This window comes from Pedobacter sp. PLR (assembly GCF_026239675.1).
Classification (GTDB): Bacteria; Bacteroidota; Bacteroidia; order Sphingobacteriales; family Sphingobacteriaceae; genus Pedobacter.
The window spans coordinates 1-13,264 of sequence record NZ_JAPIVQ010000006.1 but is presented as its reverse complement, the minus strand read 5'-3'; the positions used below and the strand labels follow the sequence as shown (position 1 = coordinate 13,264).

Here is a 13,264-nt window from a genome sequence, read left to right as displayed (position 1 = left end):
GGAGAAAGGAAGGGCAAAACGCCTTTCCTTTCTCCCTTTCTTTTTTTTACATTTTCCAAAGAAAAACGAGCTTTGTAGGAGAAGACATAGGAAATTTTGCCTTCTTCAGGGCAAAAGATTCCAGTCCGAGCCTATAAAACTCTTTTTTCTTAAGTCATTTAAAAACAACCTGTTTTCACAGGTCGATGTTATTTGTAAATGGCTTTAGTATAAGCTTTCAACCATTTCACCTCGTCAGCGGCTAACATTGGGCTCAATCTCTCGAATACCATTGCATTATAGCTATTCAGCCAGTCAATTTGATTTTGCTCCATTAATTCGGTTTTCACGATTTCAGTACTGATTGGGGCAATTGTTAAGGACTCAAACGCATAGAACTCATTAAATTCATTGCTGACATCAGTAATGGTGTTCACAAGGTTTTCGATTCTTACGCCGTGTTTCCCCGGACGGTAAACGCCTGGTTCAATCGAAGTAATCATACCTAATTCAATGGCTACAGGAGTTGCAGTTGGATTAAATACCTGTGGACCTTCATGAACATTCAGGAAATAGCCGACACCATGTCCGGTGCCATGACCGTAGTTAATGGCATAATCCCATAACGGTTTACGGGTGATGGCATCGATCTGGTAACCACAAGTGCCTTTAGGGAAGCGGGTTTTACAACCGTCGATCATACCTTTTAGAACCAGGGTGTAATCGGTTTTTTCTTCTCCTGTACAGTTACCCATAGGGATAGTTCTGGTGATATCGGTAGTTCCGTAATTGTATTGACCTCCCGAATCTACCAGGAATAATCCTTGTGCTTTTACTTCAACGTCGCTTTCTGCTGTCGGTCCGTAATGTGGCAAGGCACCATGTGCAGCATAGGCACTGATGGTATTGAAACTGTCGCCTACAAAACCTTCCTGTGCAGCCCTGAATTTACGCAGCTCTGCTGCGGCAGAAAGTTCAGTAATTTTGATTTTTCCGATGTTTTCTGACAACCATTTCAGGAATCTGGTGATCGCTACACCGTCTTTAGTCATCGAGATACGGGTGTTGGCTAATTCCGTTTCATTTTTTACTGCCTTTAAGCTGGTCGAAGGGTTGGTCTCTTTAATCACTTTTACTGAGGCCGGTAATTGCTTGGCAAAAGCAAAACAATTGCGCTTAGGGTCAATAAAAATGCTGCTGTTTTCAGGAATCGAAGCTAAAGCAGCTTCAATTTCTTCGTATGGCTTTACCTGTACGCCATTGGCTAACAGGGAGGCTTTCTCAGCTTCAGTAAGCTTCGCCGGATTGATGAAAATGGTCGCTTCTGTTTGGCCGATTAAAGCAAAACTCAATACTACAGGGTTGTAGCTGACGTCATTACCACGGATGTTAAACAACCAGGCCATGTCATCTAAAGAAGAAATCAAATGATAGTTTGCACCTTTATTACTTAGCTCTGCTCTTACCGAAGCAAGTTTTGAAGATACCGATTGTCCGATGTGTTTTTCGTCAATCAGGTAGGCTTTTTCTGCAGGTAAAGCAGGTCTGTTTTCCCAGATTGGGCTTAAATAGTCTTTGTCGCTTAATACAAGTCCCTTGAAAGAGAATTGTTGCGTTAGTAAATCTCCAAGAAGGATGGAAACCAGTTTTTCATTGCTGGCCACAATAGCACCCTTTTCAAGTTTGCTACCCAACCATTGTATGTATTCCGGAGCGTGTTGTATCTTTTGTTTCACCAGTTCAAAACCGCTGTTTTCCAGCTCTTCTGTCGCCTGTTCAAAGTAACGGAAGTCGGTCCATAAACCTGCAAAATCATGCGTGATGACTAATGTTCCTGCCGATCCGGTAAATCCGGAAGCAAAAGGAATGCACTTATAATGGTCTGGTAAGTATTCGCTAATGTGTGGATCTGCAGATGGGATGATATAGGCCTGTACATTGTCGGCTTTCATTTGAGAACGTATCGCGCTTAATTTTTCCTGATATGTCATGGTTTAGCTTTTTTATGTCTATCGAGTAAACGCAAAGCTATGGATTTTAATTCCTCTACAAAATGGGGAGAGAAAACAGGAGTTCAGGTCAATGGGAATATACGTTGGAAAGGTAGGAGATTGAATGTTGATCGGGTAGGAGGAATGGATCGGATAAGAAGAATGAAAATAGGGCAGCCTGGGTGAATGCCGGACGTCGAAACAATATTGTAAAGCTACGGGGAGCCAATGGCTGTAGAACAGCAGGAAACAAAGCCTTTACGGAAGGATTTTGATCAGAAATATCTTATTTTTACGGGGAAATGAAGAAAAAGGAAGTTCATCATCTGGGAATAATGATGCATAAGGATGAGCATCCTCTGATGTTAAAAGTATTTTCCGAGGAAGACTTTGCCGATCGTATTGTAGTAGGAGAGGTGTATAAAGCCACATATTTCTCCATTCTCATTGTCACAAGAGGCAGTATGTTCGTGAAACATAACCTGAGAGAATATCTGGTAAAAGAGAACTCTCTGTTTTTCATTATGCCCTCCACTATCTATGAATTTAGTGAGATTAGTGCAGATTTTGCGGTAACAGGCAGTGTTTTTTCTGTTGATTATATGAGTCAGACGGGGATCATACTGAATACTTCCAGTGTGGTAGAAGTTATGACCGGTGCTTATCAGCCTTATTATGCAATCAATATTGAAGAACGGGATTTGCTGTTAAACCTTCAGGAGATACTCAAAAAAGCATTGACCGGGGAGGAAACTATTGCCTTCCTGCCGGAGATGAAGAAGCATAGTTTCCTATCGTTATTTTACCATGCTTCCTCCATTTATGCCAGATATAATGTTTCTCACAAAGTGAAACTAAACAGAAGGGAAGAGCTAACTATCGGCTTTCTGAGGCTGCTGGCTAAGCATTATAAAGAAGAACGGAGCGTAAAATATTATGCAGACCGGTTATTTGTAACGCCCAAACACCTTACCCAAATGCTGAAAGAAGGTACAGGCCGTACCACAGGTTCTTTTATCGACCGCGCTGTTATTGTGGGCGCCAAAGTGTTACTCAGAGATCCCTTGCTAAACATCGCCCAGGTGGCACAGGAGCTGAATTTTGCCGACCAGTTCACCTTCGCCAAGTACTTTAAGAAACATACCGGAATTACCCCTTCCCAGTTTCGTGCAGATCATTAATGTTTCTTTTCTGCTCCCGGAGAATTGATTTCATTTGATACTTGATTCTCCCTTGATTGCCTGTTTGTAAGCTACTTATTGAATTTCGCTGTTTTATCCCGTTTTTAATAGCTTAAAAGGCCTCTTTTGCGCTGTTGTAGCAATGCAGCATCTCATTATACGCCATCCTGACATATTTTCCTGCTATACGGACATGGTGTAGCCTTGAGGCTATGCCGACCTTTGACCCGTGAAAAATATAATAATTTATGTGAGTGCTGTCTTCAGCATATTCTGCGCTCAAAACGCCTCCGCACAGGATACGCTTTACAAAAAGCTAAGCATTCCGGAGCTGTTTAAAATGGCAGAGACCAATAATCAGCAATTAAAAATTTCCAGAACAGGGATGACCGTAGCCGAACAGCGACTGGACGTAGTGAAAACTTTAAGAAATCCTGTATTAACCGCAGCGGCTACCGCTTCATATATTGGCGATGTCACTGTCTTTAACAACGATTTCTCCGGAAAAACTACAGTACCAATGCCGCATTTTGGCAATTCCTTTGCCGTACAGGCCAGTCAGACGATCTTTAAAGGTGGCGCGATCAATAACAACATCGCCATTGCCGGATTACAGGAGCAACTGGCCGGATTGGCTTATGAAAAGAACAGTCTGGATGTAAAAATTCTGCTTGCCGGAAACTATTTTGACTTGTTCAAGATGTACAACCAGCGTGAGGTATACCAGGAAAACATCAGACTGGCACAACTGCGTCTTTTCAACATCAACAAGATGTATAAAAGTGGCATGGTGACCAAAAATGATGTCATCAGAAATGAATTACTGATCACCAATCTGGGTACCGCAGTGCAACAACTCAATAACAATATTGATATATTAAGTCAGCAGTTGAGCATAGCCCTGGGCTTGTCGGACAATACCTATATCATGCCTGATACTTCGATATTAAGTAATAAACCCAATGCGAATGGTCTTCAGGAGTATTTAGACCTTGCCTATCAGCAGTATCCGGAATTGCTTTCTGCAGAACTGAGCAACCGCATTGCCGCACGTAATGTAGATCTGGCAAAAGCCGATCGTTTACCAACCATACAACTGAACGCCGGAAATTCCATGGTGAGGCCATTAACAACCTCCATGCCCGCACGTGACATGTATAGCAATGGCTGGCAAGCCGGAGTAGGTGTTGCTTTCAACATCTCCTCCCTGTACAATGCGCCGAAAAATATCAACCTTGCTAAAACACAGCAACGCCAGCAACTGGAAGCAACAGAGCAGTTGAGACAAAACACAGAGATCTCCGTAAAAGCAGCTTTCATCAAACATAGAGAAGCAAAACAACTGCTGCAATCGGCAGAGAAAAGTCTGCAACTCGCAACAGAAAATTTCAGGATCGTGGAAAAGAAATACCTGAACCAGATGGCCTTATTGACAGACCTGATGGATGCCACAAATGTTAGGTTAGATGCCGAACTTCAGCAGAAAAACGCTGAAATCAGTATCATTTATACCTTCTATCAATTACAAAAAACAACAGGAAACTTAAATTAATCCTCATCAAATTCATATGTCACATCAAAAGAAACCATTACATAAAAAACATTTCAGCATCATCAATGCCCTGCTTATCGGGTTGGTTAGCGGCGGATTGATCTGGGCTGGTGTCGTTTATTTTAAGCTCGATAAATCAGAATATACGAACGATGCGCAGGTAGAAGAATTCATTACACCCATCAACACCCGTGTTGGCGGTTATATCAAAAAGATATATTTCATAGAACATCAAGCCGTAAAAAAGGGAGATACGCTGGTCGTCATCGACGATAGAGAACTCAATATCGCCCTTGCACAAGCGGAAGCAGCCTATATGAACGCGCAAGCTGCAAGAAACGTGACTTCCTCGGGAGTAAATACGGTGAAAAATAATGTTGCCGTGTCCGAAGCTAATATTGCAGCTACCAGAGCAAGGCTGTTAAACGCAGAGAAAAACTATAATCGCTATGCTGCTTTATTGAAAGATGAAGTGGTGACACAGCAACAATTTGAGCAGGTGCAAACGGAATATGATGCGCTAAAAGCACAATATCAGGCCCTGAAACATCAAAAGGGAACAACGGAATTGTCGGCTGTAGAAGCAGGTTCCAGAATTGGTATCAATGAAGCAGAGCTGAAACGTAGCCAAGCGGCATTGGATATGGCCAAACTGAATCTTTCCTATACCGTAATTACCGCGCCTTATGATGGAGTTGTAGGGAGGAGAACTTTGCAGGAAGGTCAGTTGATACAACCCGGACAATCCTTACTCTCTTTTGTCAGCGGACAAGAGAAATGGATCGTCGCCAATTACCGCGAAAAACAGCTCAATAGGATCAGTGTCGGACAAGAAGTTCTGGTAAAAGTAGATGCTTTAGGAAGTAAAACTTATAAGGCCAAAATCACCGCAATTTCTCAGGCGACTGGCGCAAAGTTATCAACAGTTCCTGTGGATAACTCTACGGGTAACTTTGTTAAAGTGCAGCAACGCATACCGATACGAATTGAATTCAGTGTTGATAACAAGCCGGAAGATCTAAAGTTATTAAGAGCCGGTATGAACGTAGAAGTAGAATCTATCTAATATGCAGACCTATAAATTAGGATTATTTCACGATTGGGTGCCCAAACCGGTGCAGCTGTTACTGATCATTTTGCTGACCATTCCGATCCTCGGAATCAGTGGGGTGTACAGCACCAATATCGGAGATATGATGGGAAGTCAGGGGATGTTAACTGAAGATCTGATGATGGCCAGTTATGCCTCAGCACTTGGAATGGCACTTGTTTTTCCACTGGCATTGCGCATGAAACAGTTTTTCAGAACAAGACATATCCTGATCGTTACCCTCAGCAGCCTGATTCTACTCAGTTATATCTGTGCAACGACAGACAATGCCTGGGTATTAATCGGTGCAAATATGATCATGGGGATGATCAAAGCCTTCGCAATGATGGAAGTGATCCTACCCATCATGTTTATCATTAGTCCTACAGGAGACAGACCCAAATTTTACTCGGTATTTTATCCGCTTTCCATTGCATTGGCGCAAATAGCCAGTTATTATGCTACGAAACTTTCATTTGAAAACAGCTGGCATTACGTCTATTACTATACGATCGCGATATTGTTGTTCTGCCTGCTGCTGGTACTGATCTTCGGTCACAACTACAGAGGTTCCAAAAAGCTGCCTTTTTACCAGATGGACTGGCTTAGTTTTGTGCTGATCCTCAGTTCCATGATGCTCTTAAATTATGTATTTTCTTACGGAAGGATACTCGGTTGGTGGAATGATCAAAGTATCAAAATCACACTTTTTGGCTCCGTATTGCTGGGAGTGTGGTTTATTCAGCGTCAAATGGTGCTGAAAAGACCTTTCCTGAGCCTGGATGTATTTAAGCGTAAAACAGTATGGATGTCGCTGGTATTTATCTTTCTCATGGGGATTTTCTTTGCCAGTAGCGGGATCCAAAGTGCCTTCACTACAGGTGTGCTAAAATACAGCGCCTTAAGCAATGCCGAAATCAACCTGATGATGGCCATTGGAGCAGTCGCCGGTGGGTTTTTCTGCTTCTTCTGGTTCCGCAGGAAATGGAGCTTAAAAGGTTTGGTATGCTGCGGATTCGGTGCTTTTATCGGGTACCACCTAATTCTCTATTTTCTCTTTAGTCCGGTGATAGAAATCAATGATCTGGCTTTTCCACTGTTCTTAAAAGGACTGGGATTGACGATTTTATACATCGCGATTGGGGTGTATTGCGCAGATAAGTTGACGCTTACAGAATTGCTCGCTGCGGTGTCAATCCTGATCCTGTTCCGCTCGTTTATCGGTCCGGCTTTCTGGAACGCAGTGTATTCTTATGAGCTGTATGCAGGTCAGTTGAAACATACGGCCTTCATCGTTCAACATATGGATGCCAACAATCCTTTGCTTACAGCGCGGTTAAATCCGCTGGTCCAGGGGGCTATGGCGCAAGGGAAAAGTATAGAAGCGGCACAGTCGCTCGGAGTTTCCAGTGTTTGGGGGATGGTGCAGTTGCAGGCAACTATGGCCGCCGCAAAAGAGATTTTTGGATGGATTGTGGTTAGTGGTGGATTGGTGATCTTGTTCGTGTTGAGCTATCGGTTTGTGCCGGTGGATTTTAGGAAATTAGTAAATATTAGGAGGAGGCTTCGGGGACAGGAGATACTGAAAAGAGAAGAAGAAATGCTTGGAGCTGTCGCGCCTTAATCCTTCTTCCCATTGCCCGGTTCTTCCTTTGAAAAATCGGTTAAACTCTTCAATTCTGGAAAATATTTGTTGCTCCCTTTGAGGGGATCAACAAAATCCTCCAGGGAATTTCAAAGTTCAAACCGGTTTTTCATGACTAAGGTTCGGTAAGTATCAAAACCGGGGAGATGGGCGAGGTATTTGCGTCTTGATTTAAAGAAGGGAAGGGAAGGGAAGGGAAGGGAAGGGAAGGGAAGGGAAGGGAAGGGAAGGGAAGGGAAGGGAAGGGAAGGGAAGGGAAGGGAAGGGAAGGGAAGGGAAGGGAAAAAGGTAAAGTAGGGGAGGGTAAAGGTAGGGAGAAGGGCGAAGAGAAGATACCGACCAACCAACCAACCAACCAATCGCGGGTTGAAATGTTAGGAAACGTTAACCAAATGTGAGCTCAGAAGGGTTTTACGAAGTTGTTATCCTTGATTACTTATAGAAAAGTTAATATTAGCTGCGATCATCAAGGTTATTGACGGTTTTACGCTCCACGAATGTGGATAAGGGTTGTGGCTATGTTAGTTGACGCATAGTTATCAACAAATATTGTGGATAACTATGCGTATAACTGTGTTAACTATCAGTGCTTCTTTGTGATATGGAATTATTTTTCTGTTAATAACAATGGGAAAACACATTGGATATTCTCAGTTATGAGGATCAGATATTGAGTTTCCCAGAGGTTATTGCCCCTGAATTTAGCTTAAAGTAATGAACTGATCACCGACTTTTAGGCCGATTGCGCACATTTTCTTTCCACTAAAAATACCTTCCATAGTACCAACAACATTCAATAATAACAATGATTTATCGGAAGTAAGTACCATCGGACCGTGTTCAGGATCGATATGGAAAACTGTTCCCGGTACTACTTCTGCAGGGTCAAATTCTCCGGTTACTGCAGTTACTTCAAAAATTCTTACTTGTTGTCCGCCGATATAGGTGATTGCACCTTGGTATAAAGGATTGGCAGCATTCACTAAATGTTCAATTTCGTTAGCGGTATGTGTAGCCCAGTTGATGGTAAGGTCGGTTATTTCAGGAATGCCGTAAGTGCTTTCAATGTCTTCATCACCAACATACAGGTATTGTTCTGCTTTGATTCTTTCCAGGATCTGAGGCATGCTTTCACCAAGTAAAGCGGTTAAACGAGCTTTTGCCAGACCATAATTTTCTCCAGGATACAATTGTAATTCCTGTCTGAAAACCATCGGTCCGCTATCTACGTTTGTGGTCATTCTATGAATGGTTAAGCCGGTTTCTGTAGCTCCGTTTTTCAATTGCCAGAATAGCGGTGCCGATCCTCTATATGAAGGAAGCTTGCTGAAATGAACATTAAAAAAGCCTTTTTCTGTTGATTTGAGTAAATGTTCAGGAATGATAAATGGGAAAGTCATCACCAATACAGCTTCAATTTGTAGTTCTTGAATCCATGAAGCTACTTTTCCACCTTGTTCAAGGTCAGATTTAGCAATTTTTAACAAAGGAATTCCTTTGCTTTCCGCATAAGCGATAGTGCCTATAAGTTCATAGTTTAGTTCCTCAGGAACAACAATTCCTGCTACATCGCAATGTTCGTGAATGCTTAAAGCGGTATTTAAGTATAAAGCGCTATTTGTAAAAATTAAGGTTTTCATAAAAGAGATTTTGGAGGAGGTATTACCGTTTCCGGAAAAATCAGGAAATGTAAATACCCTCGCTTAGCTATTAAAATTATATATGTTCGTGTTAAATGTAGCGCAAATAAATTTATTTATTTAAAATAAAGCAGGGAATATAATATGTTTTGCAACGGTTAGAAAAAACCTGTCCAGAGGCAATTTTAAAGATAACTCTTGCCCGGAATGATAACCTTAGCGAATGCCCGCCTAATGAATATTAGTTTTAGGCAATTGCAGGTCCCCTTTGTTTTCAAAGATGGTTAGTCCAAATAACACGATTGCAAAGAAAAACACTGGAAAAGAACCAGAGCGGTTGCCAGATATGCAAGTTACCAGATAAGTCTGCCGCTAAATAAATATTCCGGTTACCAGATAAGTCTGTCACTAAATAAATATGCCGGTTACCAGATAAGTCTGTCGCTAGATAAATATGCCGGTTACCAGATAAGTCTGTCGCTAGATAAATAAGCCGGTTGCAGTATAAGTCGGTCGCAAAAAAAGAGGATAGGCTAGGACAAGGCCTTGGAGGATTTTAATACTCCCTTCAAGGAGTATCAAAATTTTCCAGCCATGGAGTAGTTCCTGCCTCTTTTTTCATCAAACCTTTCACCACCCCTTCCAACCTTCTTCCTCAAAAAACCATACAAACTATCCAGACTTTCTTCTAAAGTCATCACATCTGTTTCAATAACCAACCCTGCCTGCTCAGGAATTTCAAAAGTATCATTTACTCCGGTCAGGTTATAAATTTTATCCGGATGACCATCAGGTAAGTACGCTTTAAAATACAATCCTTTTGTATCTCTTTCCCTCAGGGTTTCCAGGCTACATTTGATCCAGACCAGTTTTTCAGCATCTCCGGCAATAGTCCTTCCTTTTTCAAAGGGATTGATTAATGCCATTAAGATCAGGTCATAATCAGCACTGCGACTTACGGCTTCTTCCCTGATCCGGCGTACATTTTCCAGTCTGTCGGCTTTACTAAAACCAAGATCCTTACACAACGACTGACGATAATAATCCCCATCCATGACCAGTACTTTCAGCCCTTCTTCCCTCATTTTTGAGGCAACGGCGACTGCTAGTGTCGTCTTTCCTGAGCCTGACAAGCCACAAAAGGGAATGATTACGCCCATTTTACAACTTGCTATAACTTACATACTGCACAAATCTCGGCAAGTCCGAATAGTTCACACTTGCGGCATGCGGACAAGTATTGCGCCATAAGATTAAATCTGCTTTTGCACCCGGAACCAGTACTGGTTTTCCGGTAATGCGGATATAATCATGAGCCCTTTCTAAGCTGGAAAAATCTTTTATCCATTCCTCAAAATGATGGTGAAATCCAGGAATAATCTGTAGGGGACCGCGGTTTTCAGGAACCTCATCCAGGTACACCATTCCTTGAATATGGAATTCTATAGGTTTTTCGAGATCCAGATCCCAGTGTAATTTTACCTGTCCCGGCTGCCAGTTTTCTGTTTGCGGAGGGTTATAGCCTAACTTTTCCGGTATTGGAACCAGGTAATTCGTCTGATAGAGCTCGGCAAAAATCTGCCTGATGAATGGCGACTGCCTGACCAGCTCTATATCTTCATTTTGATAAACCTGGAGCATTGTTCCCTGCCAGTCGGGATGCGGAGTATACCAGGTTGCCGGATAATCCAGATGCAGGTTCAGGTGTTTACAAATCCGCGCTTTCAGGCGATCGCAATGCGCTGCTTCAATTACCGATGGAATCCTTAAATAGCCGTTTTCTTCCCAGAATTTTAGCTGCTCATCACTGAGTACCCTTGGAAGGGGCTCTTCGGAAAGATGATCATTATCCTTGTTTTCCTGCCATTGCTGAAATTCCAGGCTTGCTTTATGAATAAAATCTGCTCCTTTTAATTCCGTTGCCCAGGTTACAAAATGGGAAAAATCGCGGGAATCATGATAGATAAAAGAATAAGTCTCAAATTTTCCGAGGCCATAAATATTGAGCCATACCTCTTCGGTTTGCTGAAAATTTTCGGGTAGCGGATTGGCTTTTCCCGTTTTGATAAGTTCGTGATGTTGGTAAAATAAGCTACTGAAAATACAGTCTTTCATGGTTATTTCTTTATTTTTTCGTAAGCCTCCATACAATCCGGATACTGGTGCCTAAGCTCCGGTTTCCGGTCTTTTTGAAAGGGTAATGTGATTGATTTACTATGGTAATTCAGGCGGTTGTTGAGCTGTTCCTGATCTCTGATGCGGACTTCCGAAAATTTGGAAAACCGGTCGATTATAGTGGATACCCCTTCCGCATAATCTGCAAATGCATTTTTGGGATGTTGTAACTGCTGAATTAAATGCGTCTGTTGGTAAAAGCCTTTTAAAACATCGGCTGTAAACCGACTAAAATTGCCGCCATAATTTAGCTGCGGATCGATTTTAAGCAACTGCTTGTTAACCATTCCCGGAACGGTATGTATTCCTGCCTGTTTCTCATGGGAAGCCAGTACCTCATCGGGTCTGCGCGACAAAAAGAAAAACGGCGTATCAGGATACCAGCTGCGCAAGATGTCATAAAAATGCAGGTGCCAGCTGTCGAGCTTTATAATATAAGCAGACTCAGTTCCATTTCTAAGCTGTCCCATCAGCGCTACTGCTGCCATAAACCACTGTTTTCTGGTCTGCTCCGTAATTTCCTTCTTTTCTGAGGCCCTTAGGATCTCATCCAGTAAAGGCGCTTCTGCAATGATAATATTTTTGGTATCCCCGGTAAAAGCCTGGCTCAGCAAGGTAGAGCCGCAGCGCGATACATGAAACACAAAAGCCGTAGGAGAAAGATGTGGAATTCCGGAGGCTACCGCGTGCAATAGGAAATCCGGGGTACTAAGACTGGGTAATCGTTTTTTTTCTCTACGCCGACAGCTGCAATAAGTAATAGTCTCATCAAAAAAAGGGTCCAGCATTTGGCGGTTTTCCAGATCCATCCAATGGAGCATCCATTCCTCATCTTCCGAAATGGAGAGTCGGTAGGGGATCCAGTTTGTTAAAAGCGACTTATTCATCAGGCCTCAGTACTTTCATTATTTCTCATGTTGCTGATCAAACTTCTGGCGGTATCGGTATCCATAAGTTCCAGTTGCGCGATGATCTTAAGTTTAGTTTCCTCATCAATAGACGAACTTTTAGGCTTCAGCTGAATTGGATAGCCCTGTGCTTTGAACAACTCGTCTGTCCAGGCATTTCTAATCCCATCTATAATCAGGTGAACCCTGGTTTCATCTCCTTCATTCACAATGCTATGCGTTTCATTGAAATCCAGATACCAGCATTCGCCTTCCTGCAAATGTAACCGTTGTTCGTTAATGATGAAATGAACTCCGGAATTGGTTACAATGGGAATATGGATCCTGAAACTCCCTTCCGGATAGGAGCAGCCCCGATCCCTATGTGGCTTGATGACACTTCCCGGGGCCAGGGCCAATAGCCGGATAGCCTCCTTCTCACACTTCCATGATTCAATTATACTACTGAAATACGGGCAGTTTTGTAATAATGGAGTATCCTGATAGCTGCCACCATGGGCATAAATATCATTGCTGCGACCGGATGAAGAGCGCAAGGAGATACTTCTCCAGTCCCCATTGAAGTCTTTGGTATTGAAATGCACCGGCCATTCCTGTTGCAGGCAATCATTCAATTCCTGCTGTAGCTGTTGCCGGTCGTAACTGAAGTTAAATTTGAGATGACTTGGGTGCATAATTTTAAGATTCTAAGCTATACAAAACAGGAGATTAAATCAATCTCCTGCTTAAATGTAAATGAACATTAATGTTTTTTAAAGCGGACTGATAGCTAATGCTACTCATGACCGTATCAGTTTTCCTTTAGCTCCCTAAGAAAGAGAATAAGCTAGTCAAGCCTAATCATGACCGTATCGGTTTTCCTTTAGCCCCCTAAGAAAGAGTTAGGCTAAGACAGGTCCCCGGAGGATTTTAATGCTCCCCTCAAAGGGAGCATTAAAGTTTTCCAGACCTGGAGTAGTCCTAACTCTTTCCCCCAACTCTGTTATTTAGTAAGGTTCAACCTCAGATTCAATTCAAAACTACCATTCGTATAACCGCTTAACGCCGAAGTCTGCGTGGTATACATTCCTGAGATCAGGTACTTATTTCTGAAGTCCATACCC

10 protein-coding genes are annotated in these 13,264 nt (G+C 42.5%); 4 read left to right on the top strand and 6 right to left on the bottom strand.

The features are described 5' to 3' along the window. Positions 1-188: 188 nt before the first annotated feature. Positions 189-1,970: an aminopeptidase P family protein gene (locus OQX61_RS15320; RefSeq protein ID WP_265842646.1), complete on the bottom strand. Its 1,782-nt coding sequence runs from the start codon at positions 1,968-1,970 to the stop codon at positions 189-191. A gap of 302 nt (positions 1,971-2,272) precedes the next feature. On the opposite strand from OQX61_RS15320, the gene OQX61_RS15315 reads away from it, so the two are divergent. The 4 genes from OQX61_RS15315 (at position 2,273) to OQX61_RS15300 (ending at position 7,417) form a co-directional block, all read left to right on the top strand. Next, positions 2,273-3,151 (top strand): helix-turn-helix domain-containing protein, encoded by an 879-nt coding sequence (locus tag OQX61_RS15315; RefSeq protein WP_265842645.1) that lies wholly within the window; start codon positions 2,273-2,275, stop codon positions 3,149-3,151. 229 nt (positions 3,152-3,380) lie between these two features. After that, positions 3,381-4,703 (top strand): TolC family protein, encoded by a 1,323-nt coding sequence (locus tag OQX61_RS15310; protein WP_265842644.1) that lies wholly within the window; start codon positions 3,381-3,383, stop codon positions 4,701-4,703. A gap of 16 nt (positions 4,704-4,719) precedes the next feature. Then, the gene (locus OQX61_RS15305) at positions 4,720-5,769 is read left to right on the top strand and encodes an HlyD family secretion protein (protein ID WP_265842643.1); all 1,050 of its coding nucleotides are present in this window, start codon (positions 4,720-4,722) and stop codon (positions 5,767-5,769) included. A 1-nt stretch (position 5,770) separates the two neighbouring features. Then, positions 5,771-7,417, top strand: a complete 1,647-nt coding sequence (locus OQX61_RS15300; RefSeq protein WP_265842642.1) for a hypothetical protein — start codon at positions 5,771-5,773, stop codon at positions 7,415-7,417. A gap of 722 nt (positions 7,418-8,139) precedes the next feature. On the opposite strand, the gene OQX61_RS15295 is transcribed toward OQX61_RS15300, so the two are convergent. The 5 genes from OQX61_RS15295 to OQX61_RS15275 form a co-directional block, all read right to left on the bottom strand. Next, the gene (locus OQX61_RS15295) at positions 8,140-9,078 is read right to left on the bottom strand and encodes a formyltransferase family protein (RefSeq protein ID WP_265842640.1); all 939 of its coding nucleotides are present in this window, start codon (positions 9,076-9,078) and stop codon (positions 8,140-8,142) included. Positions 9,079-9,656: 578 nt separating this feature from the next. Next, positions 9,657-10,238 carry an adenylyl-sulfate kinase gene (locus OQX61_RS15290; protein WP_265842639.1) on the bottom strand — a complete coding sequence of 194 codons (582 nt, stop codon included), beginning with the start codon at positions 10,236-10,238 and terminating at the stop codon, positions 9,657-9,659. Position 10,239: 1 nt separating this feature from the next. After that, positions 10,240-11,193: a phytanoyl-CoA dioxygenase family protein gene (locus OQX61_RS15285; RefSeq protein WP_265842638.1), complete on the bottom strand. Its 954-nt coding sequence runs from the start codon at positions 11,191-11,193 to the stop codon at positions 10,240-10,242. A 2-nt stretch (positions 11,194-11,195) separates the two neighbouring features. After that, the gene (locus OQX61_RS15280; protein WP_265842637.1) at positions 11,196-12,140 is read right to left on the bottom strand and encodes a hypothetical protein; all 945 of its coding nucleotides are present in this window, start codon (positions 12,138-12,140) and stop codon (positions 11,196-11,198) included. After that, positions 12,140-12,835 carry an aspartyl/asparaginyl beta-hydroxylase domain-containing protein gene (locus OQX61_RS15275; RefSeq protein ID WP_265842635.1) on the bottom strand — a complete coding sequence of 232 codons (696 nt, stop codon included), beginning with the start codon at positions 12,833-12,835 and terminating at the stop codon, positions 12,140-12,142. The genes OQX61_RS15280 and OQX61_RS15275 overlap by 1 nt, the downstream gene beginning before the upstream one ends. Between the last annotated feature and the right edge of the window lie 429 nt (positions 12,836-13,264).

Excerpts from the sequence above, each read along its gene's own strand:
- OQX61_RS15320 (WP_265842646.1), bottom strand. The coding sequence starts at position 1,970 with ATGACATATCAGGAAAAATTAAGCGCGATACGTTCTCAAATGAAAGCC.
- OQX61_RS15315 (WP_265842645.1), top strand. The coding sequence starts at position 2,273 with ATGAAGAAAAAGGAAGTTCATCATCTGGGAATAATGATGCATAAGGAT.
- OQX61_RS15305 (WP_265842643.1), top strand. The coding sequence starts at position 4,720 with ATGTCACATCAAAAGAAACCATTACATAAAAAACATTTCAGCATCATC.
- OQX61_RS15300 (WP_265842642.1), top strand. The coding sequence starts at position 5,771 with ATGCAGACCTATAAATTAGGATTATTTCACGATTGGGTGCCCAAACCG.
- OQX61_RS15295 (WP_265842640.1), bottom strand. The coding sequence starts at position 9,078 with ATGAAAACCTTAATTTTTACAAATAGCGCTTTATACTTAAATACCGCT.
- OQX61_RS15290 (WP_265842639.1), bottom strand. The coding sequence starts at position 10,238 with ATGGGCGTAATCATTCCCTTTTGTGGCTTGTCAGGCTCAGGAAAGACG.
- OQX61_RS15285 (WP_265842638.1), bottom strand. The coding sequence starts at position 11,193 with ATGAAAGACTGTATTTTCAGTAGCTTATTTTACCAACATCACGAACTT.
- OQX61_RS15280 (WP_265842637.1), bottom strand. The coding sequence starts at position 12,140 with ATGAATAAGTCGCTTTTAACAAACTGGATCCCCTACCGACTCTCCATT.
- OQX61_RS15275 (WP_265842635.1), bottom strand. The coding sequence starts at position 12,835 with ATGCACCCAAGTCATCTCAAATTTAACTTCAGTTACGACCGGCAACAG.